At 70.0% G+C, this 22,451-nt stretch carries 17 protein-coding genes; 6 read left to right on the top strand and 11 right to left on the bottom strand.

The window, feature by feature from the left end:
- Positions 1-82: 82 nt before the first annotated feature.
- Both B072_RS0141655 and B072_RS0141650 read right to left on the bottom strand, forming a co-directional pair.
- Positions 83-2,200 (bottom strand): glycogen debranching N-terminal domain-containing protein, encoded by a 2,118-nt coding sequence (locus B072_RS0141655; protein ID WP_078506792.1) that lies wholly within the window; start codon positions 2,198-2,200, stop codon positions 83-85.
- Between the two features lie 320 nt (positions 2,201-2,520).
- Positions 2,521-3,933, bottom strand: coding sequence for a DUF4192 domain-containing protein (locus B072_RS0141650; protein ID WP_018535949.1), 1,413 nt, complete (start codon positions 3,931-3,933; stop codon positions 2,521-2,523).
- A 133-nt stretch (positions 3,934-4,066) separates the two neighbouring features.
- On the opposite strand from B072_RS0141650, the gene B072_RS0141645 reads away from it, so the two are divergent.
- Together B072_RS0141645 and B072_RS0141640 are read left to right on the top strand one after the other, a co-directional pair.
- Positions 4,067-6,229, top strand: a complete 2,163-nt coding sequence (locus B072_RS0141645) for a RecQ family ATP-dependent DNA helicase (RefSeq protein ID WP_018535948.1) — start codon at positions 4,067-4,069, stop codon at positions 6,227-6,229.
- Positions 6,230-6,446: 217 nt separating this feature from the next.
- Positions 6,447-7,085: a hypothetical protein gene (locus B072_RS0141640; protein ID WP_018535947.1), complete on the top strand. Its 639-nt coding sequence runs from the start codon at positions 6,447-6,449 to the stop codon at positions 7,083-7,085.
- A gap of 96 nt (positions 7,086-7,181) precedes the next feature.
- Here B072_RS0141640 and B072_RS46060 read toward each other — a convergent pair whose 3' ends face one another.
- From B072_RS46060 to B072_RS0141625, 3 genes are all read right to left on the bottom strand, one after another.
- A complete protein-coding gene (locus B072_RS46060) occupies positions 7,182-7,817 on the bottom strand; it encodes a hypothetical protein (protein WP_026246883.1) in 636 nt (211 codons plus the stop codon).
- A 68-nt stretch (positions 7,818-7,885) separates the two neighbouring features.
- Positions 7,886-8,587: a ribonuclease HII gene (locus B072_RS0141630; protein ID WP_018535945.1), complete on the bottom strand. Its 702-nt coding sequence runs from the start codon at positions 8,585-8,587 to the stop codon at positions 7,886-7,888.
- A gap of 51 nt (positions 8,588-8,638) precedes the next feature.
- Positions 8,639-9,265: a TetR/AcrR family transcriptional regulator gene (locus tag B072_RS0141625; RefSeq protein WP_026246882.1), complete on the bottom strand. Its 627-nt coding sequence runs from the start codon at positions 9,263-9,265 to the stop codon at positions 8,639-8,641.
- 389 nt (positions 9,266-9,654) lie between these two features.
- Here B072_RS0141625 and B072_RS0141620 point away from each other — a divergent pair, with 389 nt between their 5' ends.
- Positions 9,655-11,199, top strand: a complete 1,545-nt coding sequence (locus B072_RS0141620) for an MFS transporter (protein ID WP_051127412.1) — start codon at positions 9,655-9,657, stop codon at positions 11,197-11,199.
- Between the two features lie 93 nt (positions 11,200-11,292).
- Here the strand turns inward: B072_RS0141620 and B072_RS0141615 are convergent, their stop codons facing one another.
- From B072_RS0141615 to B072_RS45295, 3 genes are all read right to left on the bottom strand, one after another.
- Positions 11,293-12,204: an ADP-ribosylglycohydrolase family protein gene (locus tag B072_RS0141615; RefSeq protein ID WP_026246880.1), complete on the bottom strand. Its 912-nt coding sequence runs from the start codon at positions 12,202-12,204 to the stop codon at positions 11,293-11,295.
- Positions 12,205-12,216: 12 nt separating this feature from the next.
- Positions 12,217-12,876: a histidine phosphatase family protein gene (locus B072_RS0141610; protein WP_018535941.1), complete on the bottom strand. Its 660-nt coding sequence runs from the start codon at positions 12,874-12,876 to the stop codon at positions 12,217-12,219.
- A 105-nt stretch (positions 12,877-12,981) separates the two neighbouring features.
- Entirely contained in the window at positions 12,982-13,587 is a 606-nt protein-coding gene (locus tag B072_RS45295; RefSeq protein WP_043245666.1) for a YdbC family protein, read from the bottom strand.
- Between the two features lie 237 nt (positions 13,588-13,824).
- On the opposite strand from B072_RS45295, the gene B072_RS0141595 reads away from it, so the two are divergent.
- A complete protein-coding gene (locus tag B072_RS0141595; protein ID WP_018535938.1) occupies positions 13,825-14,781 on the top strand; it encodes a DUF1152 domain-containing protein in 957 nt (318 codons plus the stop codon).
- Positions 14,782-14,861: 80 nt separating this feature from the next.
- Positions 14,862-15,398 carry a TerD family protein gene (locus B072_RS0141590; protein WP_018535937.1) on the top strand — a complete coding sequence of 179 codons (537 nt, stop codon included), beginning with the start codon at positions 14,862-14,864 and terminating at the stop codon, positions 15,396-15,398.
- Positions 15,399-15,497: 99 nt separating this feature from the next.
- Here the strand turns inward: B072_RS0141590 and B072_RS0141585 are convergent, their stop codons facing one another.
- Together B072_RS0141585 and nrdR are read right to left on the bottom strand one after the other, a co-directional pair.
- A complete protein-coding gene (locus B072_RS0141585) occupies positions 15,498-18,392 on the bottom strand; it encodes a vitamin B12-dependent ribonucleotide reductase (protein ID WP_018535936.1) in 2,895 nt (964 codons plus the stop codon).
- Positions 18,393-18,529: 137 nt separating this feature from the next.
- Entirely contained in the window at positions 18,530-19,069 is a 540-nt protein-coding gene (gene nrdR / locus B072_RS0141580; RefSeq protein ID WP_026246879.1) for a transcriptional regulator NrdR, read from the bottom strand.
- 516 nt (positions 19,070-19,585) lie between these two features.
- Here nrdR and lexA point away from each other — a divergent pair.
- Entirely contained in the window at positions 19,586-20,371 is a 786-nt protein-coding gene (lexA, locus tag B072_RS0141575; protein ID WP_026246878.1) for a transcriptional repressor LexA, read from the top strand.
- An 85-nt stretch (positions 20,372-20,456) separates the two neighbouring features.
- On the opposite strand, the gene B072_RS0141570 is transcribed toward lexA, so the two are convergent.
- Positions 20,457-22,430, bottom strand: a complete 1,974-nt coding sequence (locus tag B072_RS0141570; RefSeq protein ID WP_018535933.1) for an ATP-dependent DNA helicase — start codon at positions 22,428-22,430, stop codon at positions 20,457-20,459.
- Positions 22,431-22,451 lie beyond the last annotated feature (21 nt).

Genomic DNA, 22,451 nt, shown 5'->3' with positions numbered 1-22,451 from the left:
GACGATAAACACTCCCTTCGCTCATGGTTCCGCACTTGGTCACAGGGCCGCGTCGCGGGCGCGGACGCCCGGCCAGAGGCGGTCACACGCCCAGCTGCAGGGTGTCCGCGGCCTCCTCGACCATCGCGAGTCCCAACCGGCTGACGCGCACGGAGAACGTGTCCCCCGCGACGCGCAGCCCTGTCAGCCCGAGCTCACCGAGCGGGGCGCCCCGTACGGGCGACAACGCCACCGTCCGGGCGGGCGCGTCCGGTCGGATGCCGACGAGTGCGGCCAGGAGATGCACCCCGGCGGCCGCGGCGACGGCGGCCGGTCTGCAGGCGGCCGGGTGCGGCAGCGGGGCACCGCCCTCGACGCGCTGCTCCCCCGCGTACATCTCGGGCAGCCGGAGGTCGAAGGCCTCCGCCGCGGCCAGTGTGCCTCTGAGCAAGGACGTCGCTTCCTTCTCGTAACCGGCGGCCGACAGGCCCGAGACGGCGATCGCCGTCTCGTGGACGCGCACCGCACCGGCACGGTGCCCGAACGGGTTGTACAACGCCTCCTTGGCCTCCAGGGTCCGCAGTCCCCACCCCGAGTCGAGCCCGGGACCGCCGAGCAGTCTCGCGAGTTGTTCGGTCTGCACCTTGTCCAGGAGCCCCGGCGCGCAGACACCCGCTCCCAGCAGCCCGGTGTCCAGGAGGTGCGCGGCGCCGCTGCCCAGATGAGGGACGGGGCGACCGGACGGCGTACGGGCTGCCGCCGGCCGGCCGCCGCCACGGTCGTCGACCCAGAAGTCCTCCCTGAAGCGCCGCCTCAGTTCCTCCGCCCACTGGCGGAGCTCGGCGCTTCCGGGCCTGCCGTACGCGTCGAGCAGGTCCGCGCCGAGCAGGGCGGCCCGGTGGGCCTGTGCCTGGGTCTCGCAGCGCAGCAGGCCTCCCGGGCCCGGGTCCGGCAGATACAGCCCTTCCCGGGTGGCGGTCCGCAGCCATTGCAGACAGCGCTCGGCTGCGGGCAGCAGTTCCGCTGTTTCCTGCTCGGCGAGGCCCCAGCGTCTGGCCTCCGCAAGGAGTACGGGGAACAGCAGGGTGGCCTCGATCCCGGTGCAGCTCGGAGGCAGCAGCGCGCCTGCATGCCTCAACGGTCCCGGCAGCCTGCCGAACTCCGGCCCTGGCTGACCCAGTTGGGTACGCGCGAGCGTCCGCAACGTACCGGCGGCCAAGCGGGTGCCCAGGGGAAGCGCCATCCTGGCGGCGGCCAGGGCCTCCACCGGCGCCAGGCCGCAGCGCCAGGGCGCCCCCGCCGCCAGGTGGACATCAGACGGGTGCGCGGGGTCGCGCACCAGCAGCGCCTGAAGGTCGTCGACGCACGTCCGCAGCAGTGGGCCCACGCGCGGGTCGTCCCCGTGCGCCTGAGCCGGGGCGAATGGCCGGACCGCGCTGTGGCCCGTGCCTCTGCCGCTTCCCACGCCGTCCGCCCGGATCCGCAGCTCCACGGTGCGCGCACCGCCCGGCGGCAGCTCGAACTCCCAGCGGAGCAGGCCGGCGGAGGCGAGTGCGTCGGTGGGCGGAGGCGTGGCCGTGACCACGGCGTGGCCGGTGGGCGAGGACCAGCGCAGCCCCGCGTCATGCACCGTCGCGGGCAGTTCCCGGCCGGGGTGTCCGGCGGCCACCGCGCCGAGCTCGGCCAGGTCGGTGCCGAGTGCCACTTCGAGAGGCACCCGCAGGGGACGCGGAGCGGAGCTGTGCAGCGTGATCCGCTCCGTACCGTCGGCGTGCCGGATCCGCTGCACGACGACGTCCGGGTCGGGCCCGGCATCGGGGGACGCCCTGATGGTGGCCATGAAGCGGGCACGGTCCGCGGAGATCATGCGGGCCTGGACGGCGACCGGCTCACGCCCGAACACGCGGAGCTGGCAGCGCGACACGAGTCGGCGTCCCGCGCGGTAGAACCCTTCCAGTCCCTGCGCCGTCAGCTGGCCCCGCTCCGAGGAGATCGCGAGCCCGGGCAGGCTGACGCAGATCAACGACCGGTGGGCGGGAGGCAGTTCACTGCTACGCCGCGGAACGGGGGCGGATGGCGGCGCCGGTTGGGTGGCCGACCTGCCCGATGGCGAGGTCGGTTGGGAGCGTGCCGGAAGCAGAAGCGCTCCCTCGGCGGGGTTGCGGGCACTGTCGCCGTCCTGCGCCTGCGGCGCGAACGGCCGGGTGAGGTCGGACGTCATGGCCTCTCTCCTCCTGCTTTCCGCTCCCGTCGCGTTCGCCGCTCGCTCCCAGCGGGGCGCACCGCATCGCTCACCGGAGAGACACCGTGCCGGAATATGCATGCGCCGCCTGTGGCGGTGCGCCGCAGCTTCGGCTTCCGCATGGGGTGCCTCCTTTCGCGCGCGGTCGCGCGAGGCGCCGGCATGCTGCCGAGCTGTCGAAGAGTGTGGCGGCTCTGCCCGGCCGTCGCTGCCACCACACAGGTGAACGGAGCGCCCCCGCCCCAAGTAACGCCGAAGCACCCTGAACCATCGCGGCCCGGCTGTGGGGGCTACCCCGCTCATCCGTCGCCCCTGCCCCGCTGCCGCCCGATACGGCGATGCCCCGAGGGGCGTCGCGTGGCACGCGCTCCCGCCCTGGACGGCCGGCTGCCCGCTCCGGACCGCCGCTCACCCCTTCGCCGCAGAGCCGCCTCAAGGCCGCGGGCGGCCCGGGAGATTCCCGGATCCGCGGCGCCTCCCGGCATCGCGACGGCGGGGACCCGGGTGACCGCATCGGCACGTTCCACATCTCCTGGTGGGGTCGCGACTTCGAGGACGGCGCCCTGCGTGCCGGACTCTGCCTCTCGATCCGCCCGCACAGTGCGCAGTGAGCTCCTCACCGGCTCCGGGTCGATCCCCTCGGCACGGGCCTCGTTGAGCAGCCGGGCGAACTTGTAGTGCGGATCGACGGTGAGTGCCATCTCCAGCGCCTGGTCCGTCTCGACGGTGTCGCCGAGCGACCAGGCCACCCAGCCGGCGAGGGTGAGCGGCGCCGCGGCGTGCTCTCCGTAGGGTCCGACGCAACGCCGCGCCAAGGCCCGCCACAGCCGCAGCGCCGCGGGGGCTTCCTCGCCCTCCATCCACTCGGCTGCGCGGTCCCTGGTCAGCCTGTCCTGAAGGCCGAGAATCAGCGCGGCCGCCTCGTCGTGCGCCAGCAGTTCGTCGTCCTTGAGGTCCGCGTCCAGAGCATCCTCGGCAGGTGGAACGTCCGCGAGACGGCGCATGACGCGGCCGGCCAGGTCGAGGGTCTGTTCCTCCACCTCCTCACGCGGAGCTCCGGCAAGGATGCGCGGGACGAGGTCCATGGCCGCCGCGTCCAGGGCGCGCGTCTGGTCCGCGACGAGGGCCGTCTCCAAGGGAGCCAGCCGTGCCTTCAACTCGCCCATGGATTCCCGTACATGAATGCCCGCGTACGCGGCCGTCGCCGCCATCACGGACGTACCGTCCACGGCGATGGCGTTGCCCTCGGGCGGGCAGCACTGAGGGCGCGGGCAGCAGTAGGACCAGTACCGCCCGTCCGAGAGGCAGAGCGCCTCGGTCACCGGTACGTCCAGAGCGCCGCACTCCGTCCGCAGGAGCTGGGCGAGTGGTCGCAGCCGCTCCATGACCGCCGGTCCGGGCGCCTCGCCCGGTGGTACCGCGTCCTGGCAGAGGAAAGCGACCACGCTGTCCGGCCGTCCGTCCCTGCGCTCGCATCCGACGACCAGGCAGCGGGCGAGTTGCTGCGCGACGGACGGCCAGTCCTCCGGACGCTCGGGGATGCCGAGACGTACGCGACCACCGAACCGCCCCTTGTACAGGGCGACGAGGACGACGCTGTCGTCGGGCCTGAACCCGAGCAAGTACGGAAGCGCCTCGGCGAGTTCACCGGCCGTGCGCAGAGTGATCTTGGCCGCGCCGGTCGTACCGACGGGCTCGATGTGATTCGTCATGCGACGACCATGCACCGGATCCCAGAATTCCGTTTTGCCCTGTGGATAACCTCGATCAGGGACACGACACAAGTTGTCCACAGCTCCGCGGGCTCATTCGCGCGATGTCAGTGCCATCGGGTTGCATGGGGGCATGAGCAACGAAGATCTGCGGACGGCGGCCGATGTCGTACTCGCCCGCCTCGTCGGAGACCCGAGCGGTACGGCCCGGCTGCGCGAGGACCAGTGGCGTGCGATCGAGGCGCTGGTCGCCGAGCACAGACGCGCCCTCGTCGTACAGCGCACGGGCTGGGGCAAGTCCGCGGTGTACTTCGTCGCGACGGCCCTGCTGCGCGAGCGCGGCAGCGGTCCGACGGTGATCGTGTCCCCCCTGCTCGCGCTGATGCGCAACCAGGTGGAGGCCGCGGAGCGGGCGGGCATCCGCGCCCGGACGATCAACTCGTCGAACACCGAGGAGTGGGACGCCGTCCGCGCCGAGGTCGCGGCGGGCGAGGTGGACGTGCTCCTGGTCAGCCCGGAGCGGCTGAACAACCCCGACTTCCGGGACAACGTCCTGCCTCAACTGGCCGCGGCCACCGGCCTGCTCGTGGTCGACGAGGCGCACTGCATCTCGGACTGGGGGCACGATTTCCGGCCCGACTACCGCCGGCTGCGCACGATGCTCGCCGATCTGCCGCGGGACGTCCCGGTGCTGGCCACGACGGCGACGGCCAACGCCCGGGTGACGGCCGATGTCGCCGATCAGCTCGGCACCGGTGGCGGCTCGGACGCGCTCGTGCTGCGCGGCACCCTCGACCGCGAGAGCCTCAGTCTCGGCGTGCTGCAGCTGCCGGACGCCGCACACCGGCTGGCCTGGCTGGCCGATCACCTGAACGAGCTGCCGGGATCCGGGATCATCTACACCCTCACGGTCGCCGCCGCCGAGGAGGTCACCGCATACCTGCGTCAGTGCGGGCACACCGTGACGTCGTACACGGGGAAGACCGAGAACGCGGACCGGCAGCAGGCGGAGGAGGATCTGCTGGCGAACCGGGTGAAGGCCTTGGTCGCCACGTCCGCGCTGGGCATGGGGTTCGACAAGCCGGACCTCGGCTTCGTCGTCCACCTCGGCTCCCCCTCCTCGCCGATCGCGTACTACCAGCAGGTGGGACGCGCGGGGCGTGGCGTCGAGCACGCGGAGGTACTGCTGCTGCCCGGCAAGGAGGACGAGGCGATCTGGCGCTACTTCGCCTCGCTCGCCTTCCCGCCGGAGGAGCAGGTGCGCCGCACCCTGGACGTTCTCGCGCAGTCCGACCGGCCGCTCTCGCTCCCGGCCCTCGAACCGCTGGTGGAGCTGCGCCGCTCGCGCCTGGAGACCATGCTCAAGGTTCTGGACGTGGACGGGGCCGTGCATCGCGTGAAGGGTGGCTGGATCGCCACGGGACAGCCCTGGGTGTACGACACCGAGCGCTACGCGTGGGTCGCCAAGCAGCGTGAGGCCGAGCAACAGGCGATGCGCGAGTACGCGACGGCGACCGACTGCCGGATGGAGTTCCTGCGCCGCCAGCTCGACGACGAGGCGGCGGCGCCCTGCGGGCGGTGCGACAACTGTGCGGAGCCGCGGTTCGACCCTTCCGTCTCGCCCGCTGCGCTGAGCTCGGCGCGAGGTGAACTCGGACGCCCCGGCGTGGAGGTGGAGCCCCGCAAGATGTGGCCCACCGGGCTCGCCGCGGTCGGCATCGACCTCAAGGGACGTATCCCCGCAGGCGAACTGGCGGGTGCCGGGCGGGCGCTCGGCCGCCTCTCGGACATCGGTTGGGGAAACCGGCTGCGCCCGATGCTCACGCCCCAGGCGCCGGACGGACCGGTGCCCGACGATGTGGCGCGGGCCGTCGTGGAGGTCCTGGCGGACTGGGCCAAGGGCCCCGGAGGCTGGGCGTCCGGCGCCGCCGACGCGCAGCCACGCCCGGTGGGCGTCGTGACCATGGCCTCGCACATGCGCCCGCAGCTCATCGAGTCGCTCGGCGCGGGCATCGCGCAGGTCGGTCGCATGCCGGTGCTGGGGCGTGTCGAGTACGCCCCCGGAAGCGACACCGCGCACATCCCCCGCAGCAACAGCGCGCAGCGGCTGCGCGCCCTCGACGGCACCCTCACGCTGCCGGCCGAGGTGACCGAGGCGCTCGCGCGGGCGAGTGGCCCGGTGCTCCTCGTCGACGATTTCACGGAGACCGGCTGGACGCTGGCGATGGCAGCCCGGCTGCTGCGTCGGGCCGGAGCCGAGGGGGTGTTGCCGCTGGTCCTCGCGGTTCAGGGCTGAGGCACGCGTCAGGCACCCGACCTTTGGGCAGGGATATTGGCGACGCATCGCCAAATTCCGGTCCCCGGCCTCAATTGCTCGTTGCCGTGCGCCAGCGCGACGGGAAGAATTGGAGCTGCTCCCCGCGTGGCTCCCCCGTGGTCCGGATAGAGCTGTGCCGCGGTGCGCTCCCCCAGTCCGACCCCGCCCGTGTGGGCGTGTAGCCGAAGGGAGGACCGTGACCTTCGGATTCGCTCCGTCCTCGGCGGCATCGATGTCCGTGTCCTCGATGCGCGCCGAGAGGTCCGCCGATTCCGTCAACCGACCGACCAGGCTGCTGGAACCCACGGAGTGGGCGGCAGCCGGAATACCGCTGCTGCGCAACCCGCGCGAGGTTGTCAGCGGCCTGCACACCCGCCACCGACCGATTCCGCGCACCGCCGTCGTGGCGGTCCTCGATCCGGAGGAACGACTGCGGGCGAGCGCCTCGTTCACCCGTCGTGAGAACGCCACCGACGGCTGGACGTTCCGCAACGCCCTGCTGTCGCAGCTGCGCCGGGTCATCCCGCACGATCTGCGTCGCCGCACCCCGGTCCGCACAGCGGTCCTGCTCTACTGCCGGGAGGGGGACACTCGTTGGACGGAGGAGGACGGGGCGTGGATGTGGGGGCTGCGCGACGCGTGCACTCTGCACGGCCTGCGCTGCGGGGCGTACATCACGATGACGCGTGACGGCTGGCAGGTGCTGGGCGAGGGCCGTGGCGGCCGACGGCCCAGCGTCGGGTCCGTCGCCGAGGTGTTCGGCGGCGGCGAGCAGTCCGCGCCGCGCACCGGTGGAGCCGCGACGGAGATGCTCCGCCGCGCGGCGGCTCGCTGAGCCGCACGGCCGCCGCCCGTACGACCACGGGCCCGCACCGGCCTGCCGGGCTCCCCGATCACCGTCGAGCGGTGCGGGCAGCCGGCAAGCCGTGCGTCAGACCCCGGCGCCCAGCAGCGAGTTGATGCGCTGCGGGTCGCCACAGACGATCAGCAGGGCACCGGCCCGGCCGAGAGCCAGCGGCAGTGCCGTCGCGGCACTCTCGTCGGGGCCACCGTTCAGGGCGACGACGACCACCGGACGCGCGGCGGCACGATCCAGGGCGGAGGCGTCGGCGTAGAAGACATCGTCTCCCGCGTCGTGCTGGGCCCAGTAGGAATCCGCTCCGAAGGACAGCTCGTGTGTGGCCCACGGGTGCGGGTCACCGGTCGTGAGGACCAGCACCTCGCCCGGCGCGCGACCGGAGTCGAGCAGCAGGTCGACGGCTTCCTCGGCCGCGTCCAGCGCACCCTCGACCGAGGCCGGGATGAGCTGGATCTGCGGCTGAGCGACCGAAGTCGAAGGCGTGGCAGGGGCGTTCGCCCCCGGCTGGGGGGACCCGGCCGACTCGCGCGACGTGCGCTGCGCGGGCGGCGTGGGCCTTGCGGGACCCGGACGACCGGGTCGCGACGGCGCCGCGGGACGCGGGCCGGGTACAGGACGAGGGGTCGGCGCGGTGCGGCTGGCGGCCGGCGTGACGCGGGGACCCTGGGCGCTCTCGTGAATCTGAGGCTCCTCGGGAATGAGAGGCATGAGTTGATATCTATCAAACGCAGGTGTGGTTCGCGCCAGCGGGTGGCACATCAGTGCGAACGTGGTGGTCAGAAGTCGAAGCCGAGTTGGCCTTCGATTTGCGGAACACTCACGTCCGCCCAGCTGCGGGCCTTCTTGAGGTGCTGCCACTGGGGCAGCGCATCAAGATACGCCCACGAGAGCCGGTGGTACGGGGTGGGCCCCCGCTCCTCCAGCGCGGCGCGATGCACCGGCGACGGGTATCCGGCGTTGGCCGCAAACCCGAAGTCTGCATGGTCGATGCCCAGTTCGGCCATCATTTTGTCGCGGCGAACCTTGGCGATCACCGACGCCGCGGCGACGGCGATGCAGGAACGGTCACCCTTGATCACCGTACGAACCTGCCAGGGAGCACCCAGGTAGTCGTGCTTCCCGTCGAGGATCACGGCATCCGGCCGCACCGGCAGGCCCTCGAGGGCACGGACGGCGGCGAGGCGGAGCGCCGCCGTCATCCCCATCTCGTCGATCTCCTCGTGCGACGCGTGCCCGAGAGCGTGCGCCGTCACCCAGCTCTCCAGCTCGTCCGCGAGGGCCTCACGGCGCTTGGGGCTGATCAGCTTGGAGTCGGTGAGGCCCTCGGGAGGGCGGCGCAGTCCGGTGACAGCGGCGCAGACGGTGACCGGTCCGGCCCAGGCACCGCGGCCGACCTCGTCGACACCGGCGACGATCTTGGCACCGGTGGTGGCGCGCAGTGAGCGCTCGACGGTGTGGGTGGGTGCTTCGTACGGCATGGCGGCAAACAGCGTACGCCGCCGAGCGCCCGCCGCGACACCCGCCTCGCCTCAATCCGCGTGGCGTCGCAGCAGGGGGATCATCACCTGGTCGATCAGCTCCACCAGATCTTCGTCCGCCCATTCGCTTCCGCACACCTTCGAGCGGTACATCATCATCGCCGGAATGACATCACAGACGGAAGCGTCGGTGGCGTCAGCCCGCACCTCTCCGCGCCCAATTCCCCGACGTACGACTTCCTTGATCAGCTCCACGCTGGGTTCGACGACCCCTTCGATGATCACGCTGTGGAAACGCTCCGCGGTCAGGGTGTCGCATTCGTGAAGCACGGAACGCAGCGCAAATCCGGGGCGTGAGTACATGGCCTCGCGCATCCGCCGGCACAGCTCCAGCAGATCCTCGCGGACGTCCCCGCGATCCGGCACGGCGTCCATCTTCGGGAGTCCGGCCTGCAGGGCATCGACGACGAGGTCCTCCTTGGAGGGCCAGCGCCGGTACACCGCGGCCTTGCCGGTCTGCGCCCCCGCGGCGACACCCTCCATGGTGAGGCCGTTCCAGCCGACCGTACTGAGCTGTTCCAGCGCGGCTTCGAGGATGGCCCGTTCGAGCACGGGACCACGCCTGCGCATGGAGGCGGCCGTCCGTGCGGGGGCGGCCGTCCAGCGCGAAGTAACCATCGTCTTCTCTCCGTCGGACAGTTCGGGAGCGGTACGAACGCAGGGCGGTGAATTCGGCGCACGCGAGCGCTCGCCGTAGGGGACTCACCACCGGGTCCGGTCGGACCCTGCCCCGACCAGCATGTCAGGCGAGAGAGCTTCTTTCGACGGCCCGGTCACGGGAATCGCTCCGGCGCGCGGCAGCGGCATCCACCCCGAGCACGGGACGGCAGGCCACCCGAGACCGTGCATGACGCATCCATCGCGCCCCTCAACCCCTGACCACCCGAAGGAGTCAACTCCCTTAGAGAACGCTTGTGTTCACGAAGGACGACTCGCTATGGTCTCGATTAGTGAACGCTTACGTTCACTACATCGCTTCTGGGGGACATCCCGTGACGCACGATCAAATACAGACGCAGTCACCCGCGCCCACACCGCCAGGGCCGACCGCCCGCTCACCACGCCCGGGCATCGCCCTCGCGGTGATCGCCGCGTGCCAGCTCATGGTGGTGCTCGACGCCACCATCGTGAACATCGCCCTGCCGCACATCCAGACGGCACTGAGCTTCTCCACCACCGACCTCACCTGGGTGGTCAGCGCCTACACCCTCACCTTCGGCGGCCTGCTGCTGCTCGGCGGCCGAGCCGGGGACATCCTCGGGCGCCGCAGGGTCTTCATCAGCGGCATCCTGCTCTTCACCTTCGCCTCACTGCTCGGCGGACTGGCCCAGGAACCCTGGCAGTTGCTCGCCGCGCGTGTGCTCCAGGGCGTCGGTGGCGCGATCGCTTCGCCCACCTCGCTCGCGCTCATCACCACGACGTTTCCCGAGGGCCCGGAGCGGAACCGGGCGTTCGGTATCTTCGCCGCCGTCTCCGCGGGCGGCGGCGCCGTGGGTCTGCTGGCCGGCGGCCTGCTGACCGACTGGCTCGACTGGCGCTGGGTGCTGTTCGTGAACGTACCGATCGGCCTCCTCATCGCGGCACTCGCCCCGCGCTACATCAAGGAGTCCGAGCGCCACCCCGGACGCTTCGACATCACCGGCGCGCTCACTTCGACGCTCGGCATGGTCGCGCTCGTCTACGGGTTCATCAGGGCCGCGTCGGACGGCTGGAGCGACGCGCTCACGCTGGGCGCGTTCGGCGCGGCCGTGGTGCTTCTCGCCCTCTTCATCCTGGTCGAGGGCCGCGCGAAGGAGCCGATCACCCCTCTGCGGATGTTCGCCGACCGCAACCGCTCGGGCACGTACGTGATCATGATCAGCCTCGCCGCGGCGATGTTCGGCATGTTCTTCTACATCGTGCTCTTCGTGCAGAACGTGCTGGGCTACTCCCCCATCCAGGCCGGTCTGGCGTTCCTGCCCGTCACCGTGGTCATCGCGCTGGGCGCCGGAGTGTCCCAGCGGCTGCTTCCGACGTTCGGCCCCAAGCCCTTCCTGATGATCGGTTCCGTCTTCGTCGCCATCGGCCTGACCTGGCAGTCCCTGATCGACACGGACAGCTCGTACGTCGGCGGAGTGCTCGGTCCGATGCTGATCTTCGGCTTCGGCATGGGTCTGAACTTCGTGACGGTCACCGTCACCGCCGTCTCCGGAGTCGCCCCGCACGAAGCGGGCGCGGCCTCCGCCCTGCTGAACGCGACGCAGCAGGTGGGCGGCTCCATCGGTCTGGCGATCCTGACCACGGTCTTCGGCTCCGCCAGCCGCGACGAAGCGGCCAAGCAGGTGCCGTTGTTCCTGGCACAGGCCTCTCCCGAGCAGAAGGCCGCGTTCGCCAAGACCCACGAACTGCCCGCCCCGTGGAGCCATGAAGTCCTCGCCCACGGCATATCGACGGCCTTCATACCCGCCGCGGCCATGGCGGTGGTCGCCTTCGCCGTCGCCACGGTCGTCATCCGCGTCCGCAAGAACGACTTGGAGGCACTCGGCGGCACGGCCGGCGCCCCGGCCCTGTAACCGAGCGACGTCCCCCGACGACGGCGTCCGTGCCCGGTCCCTGCCCTGGCCACCGCCACGGGTGGATCGGGCTCACGGGCGCCGGCGTGGTCGTCAGGCCGACGGTGCGGCCGGGGCCCACTCCGGAAGCGGCTCGGTGCGCTCCAGCCACTCGGCCGACGGCGCCCCGCCCTTGCCGGAGGCGACGACACCGCCCACGATCGCGCAGGTCGTGTCGAGATCGCCGCCCACCTGGGCGGTGCTCCAGAAGGCTTCCTCGAAGTCGCCGAGCCCCCGCGCCGCCGACCACAGGGCGAACGGGACGGTGTCGTGCGCGGTCGTTCGCCGGCCGCAGCCGAGGACCGCGGCCACCGTGACCGGGTCTCCGTAGTCGAGCATGTCCTTGGCCCGGCGCAGCCCGGCCTGCACCGCGCTGCGCGGCACCAGCGCGATCACGCCGTCGAGCAGCGCGTGCGGCGTCGGCGGTCCCTGCGGGTCGGCCACGAGCGCCGCGGTGGCGGCCACGGCCATCGCGCCGACGACCGCCTCGCGGTGCTGATGCGTGGGATACGCCGAGATCTCGGCCTGGTGGGTGGCCTGCTCCGGATCATCGGCGTAGTAGGCACCGAGTGGGGCGATGCGCATCGACGCCCCGTTCCCCCACGACCCCTGCCCCTTGAACAGCGCGGACGCGAGCGCCCGCCAGTCGCCGCCCTCCCGGATCTGCCGCAGCAGCCGGTTCACAGCAGGGCCGTACCCGCGGTCGAAGTCATGGTGCTCGGCGAACGAACGGGCCAGGGCGTCCTGGTCGATGCGGCCGTGAGCGGCGAGGACAGCGGCCACGGAGCACGCCATCTCGGTGTCGTCGGTCCACTGCCAGGTGCCTTCGGGCAGATCACGGCTCTTGAGCAGCGGATAATTCGCCGGAACGAAGAACTGCGAGCCCAGTGCGTCTCCTACGGAGAGTCCACGCAGGCTGGCAAGGGCGCGGTCCATGCGCCCGTCGGGAGAGGAGTCAGGGGTCATCGCTCTGCCAATCTATCCGGTGACCCCATAAGGCCGCGGTTCGCACCAACGTTCAAATTCTCGGTCCAGAACGTATTTCCCGTTCTCCCCGAGAACGAGCGACCGCGTCTCGGCGTTCCCAGGGTTCGACAGCGATTCGAAGTCCTGGACGGTCCAGTGGAACCAGCGCATGCAGAACAGCCGCATGGTCAGGCCGTGCGTCACGAGCAGCACGTTCGGCGGGTGATCGGGGTCCTCGAAGCTGCGGTAGAGGCTTTCCAGGAAGGCGCCGACACGGTCGTACACGTCGGCACCGGACTCGCCTTGCGCGAAGCGGTAGAAGAAATGCCCGTAGGCGTCTCGATAGGCCTTCTGGAGACGCACGTCGTCGCGATCCTGCCAGTTCCCCCAGTCCTGCTCCCGCAGGCGCGGTTCCTCCCGTACGCGGATCAGATCGGGGTCGAGACGGAAGGCACGGAGCGTCTCGTGCGTGCGCCGGTAGGGCGAGACGTAGACGCTCACGCGCTCACGCCCGAACAGCTCCCGCAGTTCCTTGCCGGTCTCCTCGGCCTGCCGCCACCCCGTCTCGGTGAGCGCCAGAGCGTGATCGGGTTCGCGCTCATAGACGGTGTCGTCGGCGTTGCCTTCGGATTCGCCGTGCCGGACAAGAACGATGCGCCGCGGTCGTGCCATACGTCGACCCTAGATCGGTTCGGCCCCGTTCGAGCACTCGTACGGACCATCCGGCGTAGATGACTCTGATCACTCCGAGCGCGGCACGCGCGCGTGGCGACGCGTTCACACCGTCCAGGTCGGTTCGAGGCGCACGATGTCACCGGAGATGGAAGCGATGTCGGCCTCCGTCTGCGCACGCAGGGACAGTCGCTCCAGCCGGTCCACCTGGTACTTGCCGTGCTCGGCCGCGGAGTGCCACATCGACAGGACCAGGAACTCCTCGCCGGGAGCCTCGCCGAACAGCCCTCGGACCATGCCGGGCGACCCGGCCATCGCCGGGTTCCACACCTTCTGCTGCATCAAGGTGAAGTGCTCGGCCCGTTCGGCGTTCACCTTGCAGTGTGCGACCCGCACCACGTCCGCGTCCGTGAACCGCGGCTCGAACCCGGTCTTCACGTCGAAGCGGTGGTCGAAGAGCTTGACCTGCATGTCTTTGTACGTCCCCGCCTGCGCTGCCGCGAGCCGGTCGTGGGAGCGCGCCATGAAGGAGTCGTAGAAGGCGCGGCTCTCCCAGAAGCCGAAGACATGGGCCACGTCGGGTCGCTGCCTGCTCCAGCCCCCACCCTGTCCCCGGAACCCCGGCTCCCCGAGGAGCCCCGCCCATTTCCGCTGTCCCCGCTCGAACCCCCGACGGTCCACCACAGTGCAGCGAATCCACTTGACCAGCACCGCGCCATCGTACGGCGCGGTACGTGACGTGGGGTCACTCTCCGGCGCAGTCCCCTCGCACCGGCTCGGCGAGGCCCTCGCCGCTCATCTTGATCTCGAACTCGCTGGCGAGCCACGCTCTCAACTCGCTTGTATGAACGCCTCGTTCGGCGCGCCTGCGGCATGCGCGGTCGAGGGCCAACCCCAGGCGCCGATATCCAGTTCTTCCCCGTGCCGGGCCACTCCACAATGATCGGCATGACGGCGCTCTTCACCAACCCTGTTTCGGCCCGCCTCGCCGGCGCGCAACGCATCCTCGTGGCAGGTGCCGGCGGCGGCTTCGACATCTACTCCGGTCTGCCCGTGGCCCTTTCGCTGGTGCACGAAGGCAAGGAGGTCCATCTGGCCAACCTCTCCTTCAGCGCGGTCGAAGGTCTGCCGCTGGAGTCGTGGACGGCCCCCGACGTAGCCCGCATCACCCCTGACACGGCACTGCACCAGACCTACTTCCCCGAGCGCACCCTCGCTCAATGGCTGCGGCAGCACGGCTATCCGGACACGGTGCACGCCTTCGCGCGCGTGGGCGTGCAGCCACTGCGCGCCGCCTACGAGGCGCTGATCGAGCGCTACGACATCGACGCGGTCGTCCTGGTGGACGGCGGTACGGACATCCTGATGCGCGGCGACGAAACCGGTCTCGGCACACCGGAGGAGGACCTCACGAGCGTCGCGGCGCTCGCGGGGATCGACGGGCCCGAACGGCTCGTGCTTTCCCTCGGGTTCGGTGTGGACGCCTACCACGGGGTCAGTCATGGCCTCGTCCTGGAGAACATCGCCGCACTGGAACGCGCGGGCCACTACCTCGGCGCCTTCTCGCTCTCCAGGGCCTCCAAGGAAGGCGCGCTGTTCCTGGACGCCGTCGCGCACGCCCAGGCGCACACACCGGAGCATCCGAGCATCGTCAACGGATCCATCGCCGCGGCGGTCCAAGGTTCTTTCGGGAACGTGCAGTTCACGGAACGCACGCGCGGGAGCGAGCTGTTCATCAATCCTCTGATGGCCCTGTACTTCGCCTTCGAACTCGACGGCGTGGCCCGGCACTGCCGCTATCTCGACCGGATAGAGGACACCCACCTCATGCGTCAGGTCAGCACTGCCATCGAGACGTTCCGCGAGGAGATCCCGTCGCGACCGCCGCGTCGCATCCCTCACTGACAAGGACGGGCCGACCGTTGTCGGTGGGACGACGTAGCGTGTCGGTAGCACTCAACAACACACCGAGAAGGGGGAGTTCGGTGAGCAGTCTCCGCAAGGGGATCGAGAAGGTCGAGGTCGGGCTGAAGTGGGACCCGAGCCCGGTCGGTTCGCCCCACCACGATCTGGACCTGGTCGCGGCGGCGTACACGCGCGACAACCCGCGCGCCGCCCCGGCCTACGTCGTGCACTTCGACAGCCGCTCCCCCGACGGGACGATCATCCTCAACCGGGACAGCAGAACCGGTCAGGGCTTCGGCTTCGACGAGGTCATGACGCTCGAGCTGGAGCGCTTGGCGCCGCAGTACGCGCGCGTGGTGGTGGGCGTGGCCATCCAGCAGAACGAGCAGCCGTCGGGCAGGGCCAAGACGTTCTGGCACGTGAAGAGCACGGCGGTGCGCATACGCACGGGATACACGGATCTGTCGCAGCACGACTTCTCCGCGGTGGCGGCCCACTCGGCCACCACCATCGCCGAGTTCACGCGGGACGCCGACGGCGAGTGGTCGTTCCACGAGGTCGTACGCGGCTTCGACGGCGACCTCACCGCCTTCACCGCGGCGATGGGGACCCTGTAGCACCGGGGAGTGCTCTGCGGCGCTCTCACGGTACGAACGCCGAAGGGCGGCGGGACCGTAGTGGTCCCGCCGCCCTCAGCTCAGCCGATCAGCCGCGGATCAGCTGCAACCGCTGGTCGAGCCGCAGCCCTCGCAGATGTAGCAGGATCCGGCGCGCTGCATCTTCGTACCGCAGGAGAAGCAGAGCGGGGCATCGGCCTGGATGCCCAGCTGCATCTCGACGAGCTCGGCGCTGGTGTGCGCCTGCTTCGGGGCGGGCACCGTGGCGGCGGACTCCGCCTTCGGCGTCTCCACGGCCTTCAGCTCCTGGGCGAGCGGCGCCGACTGGGCCAGGCCCTCGACGTCGAGCTCCTCCTCGGACGGCTCGTAGGAGCCGGTCTCCAGGTGACGCTGACGCTCCTCGGCGGAGTGGATGCCGAGCGCGGAGCGCGTCTCGAAGGGCAGGAAGTCCAGCGCCAGACGGCGGAAGATGTAGTCGACGATCGACTGCGCCATCCGCACGTCCGGGTCGTCCGTCATGCCGGCCGGCTCGAAGCGCATGTTGGTGAACTTCGAGACGTAGGTCTCCAGTGGCACGCCGTACTGGAGGCCGACCGAGACGGCGATGGAGAAGGCGTCCATCATGCCCGCGAGGGTGGAGCCCTGCTTGGACATCTTCAGGAAGACCTCACCGAGACCGTCGTCCGGGTAGGAGTTGGCGGTCATGTAGCCCTCGGCGCCGCCCACCGTGAAGGAGGTGGTGATGCCGGGACGGCCCTTGGGCAGACGCTTGCGGACCGGGCGGTACTCGACGACCTTCTCGACGGCCTTGCGGATCTCGGCCTCGGCCTTCTCCGTGACCTCGGTCTTCTCCTTCTCCTTGGTCTTGGCGGAGAGGGGCTGGCCGACCTTGCAGTTGTCGCGGTAGATGGCGAGCGCCTTGACGCCCATCTTCCAGGCCTCGAAGTAGACCTCCTCGACGTCCTCGACGGTCGCCGTCTCCGGCAGGTTGACCGTCTTGGACAGGGCGCCCGAGATCCACGGCTGGATGGCCGCCATCATGCGGACGTGGCCCATCGCGGAGATGGAGCGCTCGCCCATGGCGCAGTCGAAGACCTCGTAGTGCTCGGTCTTGAGGCCGGGGGCGTCGATGACGTTCCCGTTCTCGGCGATGTGCGCGACGATCGCCTCGATCTGCTCCTCCTGGTAACCCAGGCGACGCAGGGCCTGCGGCACGGTGCCGTTGACGATCTGCATCGAACCGCCGCCGACCAGCTTCTTGAACTTGACCAGGGCGAGGTCCGGCTCGAGGCCGGTGGTGTCGCAGGACATCGCGAGACCGATGGTGCCGGTCGGGGCGATGACGGACGCCTGCGCGTTACGGAAACCGTTCTTCTCGCCGAGGCGGAGCACGTCCTGCCAGGCCTCCGTGGCGGCGGCCCAGATCGGGGTGTCCAGGTCGTCCATGCGGACAGCCACGGTGTTGGCGTCGGCGTGCTGCTTCATGACGCGCTGGTGCGGCGTGGCGTTCTTGGCGTAACCGTCGTACGGGCCGACGACCGCGGCGAGCTCCGCGGAGCGCTTGTACGAGGTACCCGTCATCAGCGACGAGATGGCGCCGGCGAGAGCGCGGCCGCCGTCCGAGTCGTAGGCGTGGCCGGTCGCCATGAGCAGGGCGCCCAGGTTCGCGTAACCGATGCCGAGCTGACGGAAGGCGCGGGTGTTCTCACCGATCTTCTCGGTGGGGAAGTCCGCGAAGCAGATGGAGATGTCCATCGCGGTGATGACGAGCTCGACGACCTTCGAGAAGCGCTCGACGTCGAAGGACTGGTTGCCCTTGCCGTCGTCCTTCAGGAACTTCATCAGGTTCAGCGAGGCGAGGTTGCAGGACGTGTTGTCCAGGTGCATGTACTCGCTGCACGGGTTCGAGCCGTTGATGCGGCCGGACTCCGGGCACGTGTGCCACTGGTTGATGGTGTCGTCGTACTGGATGCCGGGGTCGGCACAGGCCCAGGCGGCCTCGGCCATCTTGCGGAAGAGCGACTTGGCGTCGACCTCCTCGATGACCTCGCCGTCCATGCGGCCGCGCAGGCCGAACTTGGAGCCGGCCTCGACGGCCTTCATGAACTCGTCGTTCACGCGCACCGAGTTGTTGGCGTTCTGGTACTGGACGGACGTGATGTCGTCGCCGCCCAGGTCCATGTCGAAGCCCGCGTCACGCAGCGCGCGGATCTTCTCCTCTTCCTTCACCTTGGTCTCGATGAAGCCCTCGATGTCGGGGTGGTCGACATCCAGGATGACCATCTTGGCCGCGCGACGCGTGGCGCCACCCGACTTGATCGTTCCTGCAGAGGCGTCGGCACCGCGCATGAAGGAGACCGGACCCGAGGCGTTGCCGCCCGAGGACAGGAGCTCCTTGGAGGAGCGGATGCGAGAGAGGTTCAGGCCGGCGCCGGAGCCGCCCTTGAAGATCATGCCCTCTTCCTTGTACCAGTCGAGGATCGACTCCATGGAGTCGTCGACGGACAGGATGAAGCAGGCGGAGACCTGCTGGGGCTGCGGCGTGCCCACGTTGAACCACACCGGCGAGTTGAAGCTGAAGATCTGGTGCAGGAGGGCGTACGCCAGCTCGTGCTCGAAGATCTCGGCGTCGGCGGGCGAAGCGAAGTACTTGTAGTCCTCGCCGGCCTTCCGATACGTCTTCACGATGCGGTCGATGAGCTGCTTGAGGCTCACCTCACGCTGCGGGGTACCCACAGCACCGCGGAAGTACTTGCTGGTGACGATGTTGACCGCGTTCACCGACCAGAACTCGGGGAACTCGACGCCACGCTGCTCGAAATTGACCGAGCCGTCGCGCCAATTGGTCATGACGACGTCACGACGCGCCCACTCCACCTCGTCGTACGGATGCACGCCGGGGCTGGTGTGGATGCGCTCGATGCGCAGACCCTTGGTGGACTTGGAACCCTTGACTCGGGAACCTCGTGCCGGGCCGCTCGCCGTCTCTGTCATGCCGCCTCCCATATACCGGGCTAAAACGCCCAAAAGTGCCGCGTTCTTCCCGTGGCACGGTGTGTGTCTTGTGTCGCGGCCGCCGCTCTCGCCGCCCGCAACAGGTCTGTGGATCGCCGCCGCCCGGCCCCTGCCGGTCAGTCGGCGGCGTGGGCGGGCACGGGGACTTCAACCGTCCCGCCGGGCCCGCTGTCGCTCTCTGCGCGTTCTTCGCCCGGGCCGTCCGCACCGGGCGCCTGTTCCCTCAGTTCCGCGATCGCCGACTCGAAGTCCTCGAGCGAATTGAACGCCCGGTACACGGACGCGAAGCGCAAGTAGGCGACGAGGTCCAGCTCCTGAAGCGGGCCCAGTATGGCCAGGCCCACATCGTGAGTGGTCAGTTCGGCACTGCCGGTGGCGCGCACCGCCTCCTCGACCCGCTGGCCGAGCTGGGCGAGGGCGTCCTCGGTCACCGGCCGCCCCTGACACGCCTTGCGTACGCCGTTGATGACCTTGGTGCGACTGAAGGGTTCGGTCACCCCGCTCCGCTTGACCACCATCAGCGAACACGTCTCCACCGTCGTGAAACGACGGGAGCAGTCCGGGCACTGACGGCGCCGGCGGATCGACGTGCCGTCATCAGTGGTGCGACTGTCGACGACACGGCTGTCGGGATGCCTGCAGAAGGGGCAGTGCATGAGCTCCCAACCCTCCTTCACAGCACGACTCGATAGCCCCGAGAAGCTGGTCACGCCTCTCGCGGCAGCCCCAAGCATAGGCGATGACCTCGGACCCGAAGACCCGGGGACCACAACTTCTGGGCTGCTGATGCAATCCAACCACTACATCTGGGGTTTGGTTGCTTTTCTGGCCCTAGCGCGTGTCGCGCAGTCGGGACCACCGATGCACAGCCCGTAAACCTCACAGGCCACAGGCCCGGCGCGGCGCGACGCACGCGAAAAGGGGGCGGTGTCCCGTCGGCGGGAGGGTGGGTGGCAGACTGAAGAGGCCCGCCAGGCGGGTCTCGGTCCCGGCGCTGAAGCGTACCGGATTGAACCGAATTGCCTCCCCGCCCAAGGCGGCGGCATACACCCAGGCACATGATCACGACAAGCAATCTACGATTTTTCACTCGAACGTGTGTTTGGCGCAACCTTTCGAAAGGAACTACCGTTGGCTAGCTAGGGAGACATTCTCGAGAGGGGCCGACCGACGTGACCACGACCGCAGACAGTGCCACCATCACTGCCCAGGGCCGCCCCCAGGGCCGACTCGAGCCGGTGCATGCCATGAATGACGCAGCCATGAACCAGGAGGGGCCCAAGCCCGGACGCTCCCTTCCCGGCCGACCTCCAGGCATCCGCGCGGACAGCTCGGGGCTCACCGACCGCCAGCGCCGGGTGATCGAGGTCATCCGGGACTCGGTGCAGCGTCGGGGCTACCCGCCGTCGATGCGGGAGATCGGCCAGGCGGTCGGCCTGTCCAGCACGTCGTCGGTCGCCCACCAGCTGATGGCCCTCGAGCGCAAGGGGTTCCTGCGCCGCGACCCGCACCGCCCGCGTGCGTACGAGGTCCGCGGCTCGGACCAGCCGAGCTCGCAGCCCACGGACACCACGGGCAAGCCCGCCGCGTCCTACGTACCGCTCGTCGGTCGTATCGCCGCCGGTGGACCGATCCTCGCCGAGGAGTCGGTCGAGGATGTCTTCCCGCTCCCCCGGCAGCTGGTCGGCGACGGTGAGCTGTTCGTCCTGAAGGTCGTCGGTGACTCGATGATCGAGGCCGCCATCTGTGACGGCGACTGGGTCACGGTCCGCCGCCAGCCGGTCGCGGAGAACGGCGACATCGTCGCGGCGATGCTCGACGGTGAGGCCACGGTCAAGCGCTTCAAGCGTGAGGACGGCCATGTCTGGCTGCTCCCGCACAACTCCGCGTACCAGCCGATCCCTGGTGACGAGGCGACCATCCTGGGCAAGGTGGTGGCCGTTCTGCGGCGCGTCTGACGCTCCTCCCTGACCGGGCCCCGGGACCAACTGCGCCGGTTCCGGGGCCCAGCGCTGTCCGCGCCCGGCCCCGGACTCGCAGAAGCTACTGACCGTCCGCCTTCGCCACGGTGTCGATCGCCGCGAGGGAGCGCCGTACCTGGTTCCGGTCCGTCGTGTACCAGAAGTTCGGCATCGAAGCCCGCAGATAGCTGCCGTAGCGGGCCGTCGCAAGGCGGGGGTCGAGGACGGCGACGACGCCGCGGTCCCCCGTCGCACGGACGAGGCGCCCCGCGCCCTGTGCCATCAACAGGGCCGAGTGGGTCGCCGCGACGGCCATGAAGCCGTTGCCCCCGGCGTCTTCCACGGCCTTCTGCCGGGCGCTCATCAACGGGTCGTCGGGGCGCGGGAAGGGGATCTTGTCCATGACCACCAGCTGGCAACTGGGTCCCGGGACGTCCACGCCCTGCCACAACGAGAGCGTGCCGAACAGGCACGTCTTCGGGTCCGCGGCGAATCCCTTGATCAGTTCTCCCAGGGTGTCCTCGCCCTGCAGCAGGATCGGGAACTCGGGGATTCTGGTGCGCAGCTCCTCCGCGGCGGCCTGCGCGCCGCGCATCGAGGAGAAGAGGCCGAGCGTGCGGCCGCCGGCCGCCTGCATGAGCTCCGCCAACTCGTCCATCATGTCGCTGCGCGTGCCCTCGCGCGCCGGCCGGGCCAGGTGCTTGGCGACGTAGAGGATGCCCTGCTTCGGGTAGTCGAACGGCGAGCCGACGTCGACGCCCTTCCATTCGGGCAGGTCTTCGCCGGTGGTGCCTTCGGGGGCGAGGCCGAGCGAGGCGCCCACCCCGTTGAAATCGCCGCCGAGCTTCAGCGTCGCGGACGTCAGGATCACGGAGCGGTCGGTGAAGAGCTTCTCCCGCAGCAGACCCGAGACGGACATGGGGGCGACGCGCAGTGATGCGCCGAACCGGTCGTGGCGCTCGTACCAGACGACGTCCCACTCCGATCCGTTCGTGATCCGCTCCGCGACGTCGTGGATCGTCTCCACGGAGGCGAGGGCCTGCTTCCGTACGGCGTCCTCGTCCTGGACGGACTTGTCGCGCGTCGTACCGAGGGCCGTGATCACGGTGCGGGCCGCGTCGCGCAGCGCCATCAGCGCGTAGCCGAGGTCCTCGGGGATCTCTTCGAGGCGGCCGGGCAGGGCCAGCTCCATGAGCCGCTCGAAGCCCTCGGCGGCGGTCTGCAGCTGGTCGGCGGCCTTCTCGTTCACGAGCTTCGCGGCGCGGCGCACCGCGCGGTTGACCTGCCCGGGCGTCAGCTCACCCGTGGCGACACCGGTCACCCGGGAGACCAGCTCGTGGGCCTCGTCGACGATCAGCACCTCGTGCTGGGGCAGCACCGGGGCGCCCTCGATGGCGTCGATCGCGAGGAGTGCGTGGTTGGTGACGATGACGTCGGCGAGCTTGGCGCGCTCGCGCGACATCTCGGCGAAGCACTCCTGTCCGTACGCGCATTTCGAGGCGCCCAGGCATTCGCGCGAGGAGACGGACACCTGGGACCAGGCCTTGTCGGAGACGCCTGGGGTGAGGTCGTCCCGGTCGCCTGTCTCCGTCTCGTCCGCCCAGTCCCGCATGCGGAGCAGGTCCTGGCCCAGCTTGCTGGTCGGTGCGGCCGCCTCGAACTGGTCGAAGAGGCCTTCGTCCTCCTCCTGCGGCACGCCTTCGTGCAGGCGGTGCAGGCACAAGTAGTTCGACCTGCCCTTGAGCATGGCGAAGCTGGGGCGGCGGCGCAGCAGCGGGTGCAGCGACTCGACCGTGCGCGGCAGGTCCCGCTCCACGAGCTGGCGCTGCAGCGCCAGGGTGGCGGTCGCCACCACGACGCGCTCCCCGTGAGCCAGGGCCGGCACCAGATAGCCGAGCGACTTTCCGGTGCCGGTGCCCGCCTGGACGAGCAGATGGGAACCGTCGTCGATCGCCTCGGCGACGGTCTCGGCCATGGTGACCTGGCCAGGGCGCTCCGTGCCGCCGACAGCGGTCACAGCGGCGTGCAGGAGCTCGGGGAGTGAGGGCTTCGTCATAGCTCGACCACCCTAAGGGGC

Source organism: Streptomyces sp. HmicA12, from assembly GCF_000373565.1.
GTDB lineage: Bacteria > Actinomycetota > Actinomycetes > Streptomycetales > Streptomycetaceae > Streptomyces.
This window is presented reverse-complemented; position numbering and strand designations above follow the sequence as displayed.

Coding starts and splice junctions, on each gene's coding strand:
- B072_RS0141655 (WP_078506792.1), bottom strand. CDS start 2,200: ATGACGTCCGACCTCACCCGGCCGTTCGCGCCGCAGGCGCAGGACGGC.
- B072_RS0141650 (WP_018535949.1), bottom strand. CDS start 3,933: ATGACGAATCACATCGAGCCCGTCGGTACGACCGGCGCGGCCAAGATC.
- B072_RS0141645 (WP_018535948.1), top strand. CDS start 4,067: ATGAGCAACGAAGATCTGCGGACGGCGGCCGATGTCGTACTCGCCCGC.
- B072_RS46060 (WP_026246883.1), bottom strand. CDS start 7,817: ATGCCTCTCATTCCCGAGGAGCCTCAGATTCACGAGAGCGCCCAGGGT.
- B072_RS0141630 (WP_018535945.1), bottom strand. CDS start 8,587: ATGCCGTACGAAGCACCCACCCACACCGTCGAGCGCTCACTGCGCGCC.
- B072_RS0141625 (WP_026246882.1), bottom strand. CDS start 9,265: ATGGTTACTTCGCGCTGGACGGCCGCCCCCGCACGGACGGCCGCCTCC.
- B072_RS0141615 (WP_026246880.1), bottom strand. CDS start 12,204: ATGACCCCTGACTCCTCTCCCGACGGGCGCATGGACCGCGCCCTTGCC.
- B072_RS0141610 (WP_018535941.1), bottom strand. CDS start 12,876: ATGGCACGACCGCGGCGCATCGTTCTTGTCCGGCACGGCGAATCCGAA.
- B072_RS0141595 (WP_018535938.1), top strand. CDS start 13,825: ATGACGGCGCTCTTCACCAACCCTGTTTCGGCCCGCCTCGCCGGCGCG.
- B072_RS0141585 (WP_018535936.1), bottom strand. CDS start 18,392: ATGACAGAGACGGCGAGCGGCCCGGCACGAGGTTCCCGAGTCAAGGGT.
- nrdR (WP_026246879.1), bottom strand. CDS start 19,069: ATGCACTGCCCCTTCTGCAGGCATCCCGACAGCCGTGTCGTCGACAGT.
- B072_RS0141570 (WP_018535933.1), bottom strand. CDS start 22,430: ATGACGAAGCCCTCACTCCCCGAGCTCCTGCACGCCGCTGTGACCGCT.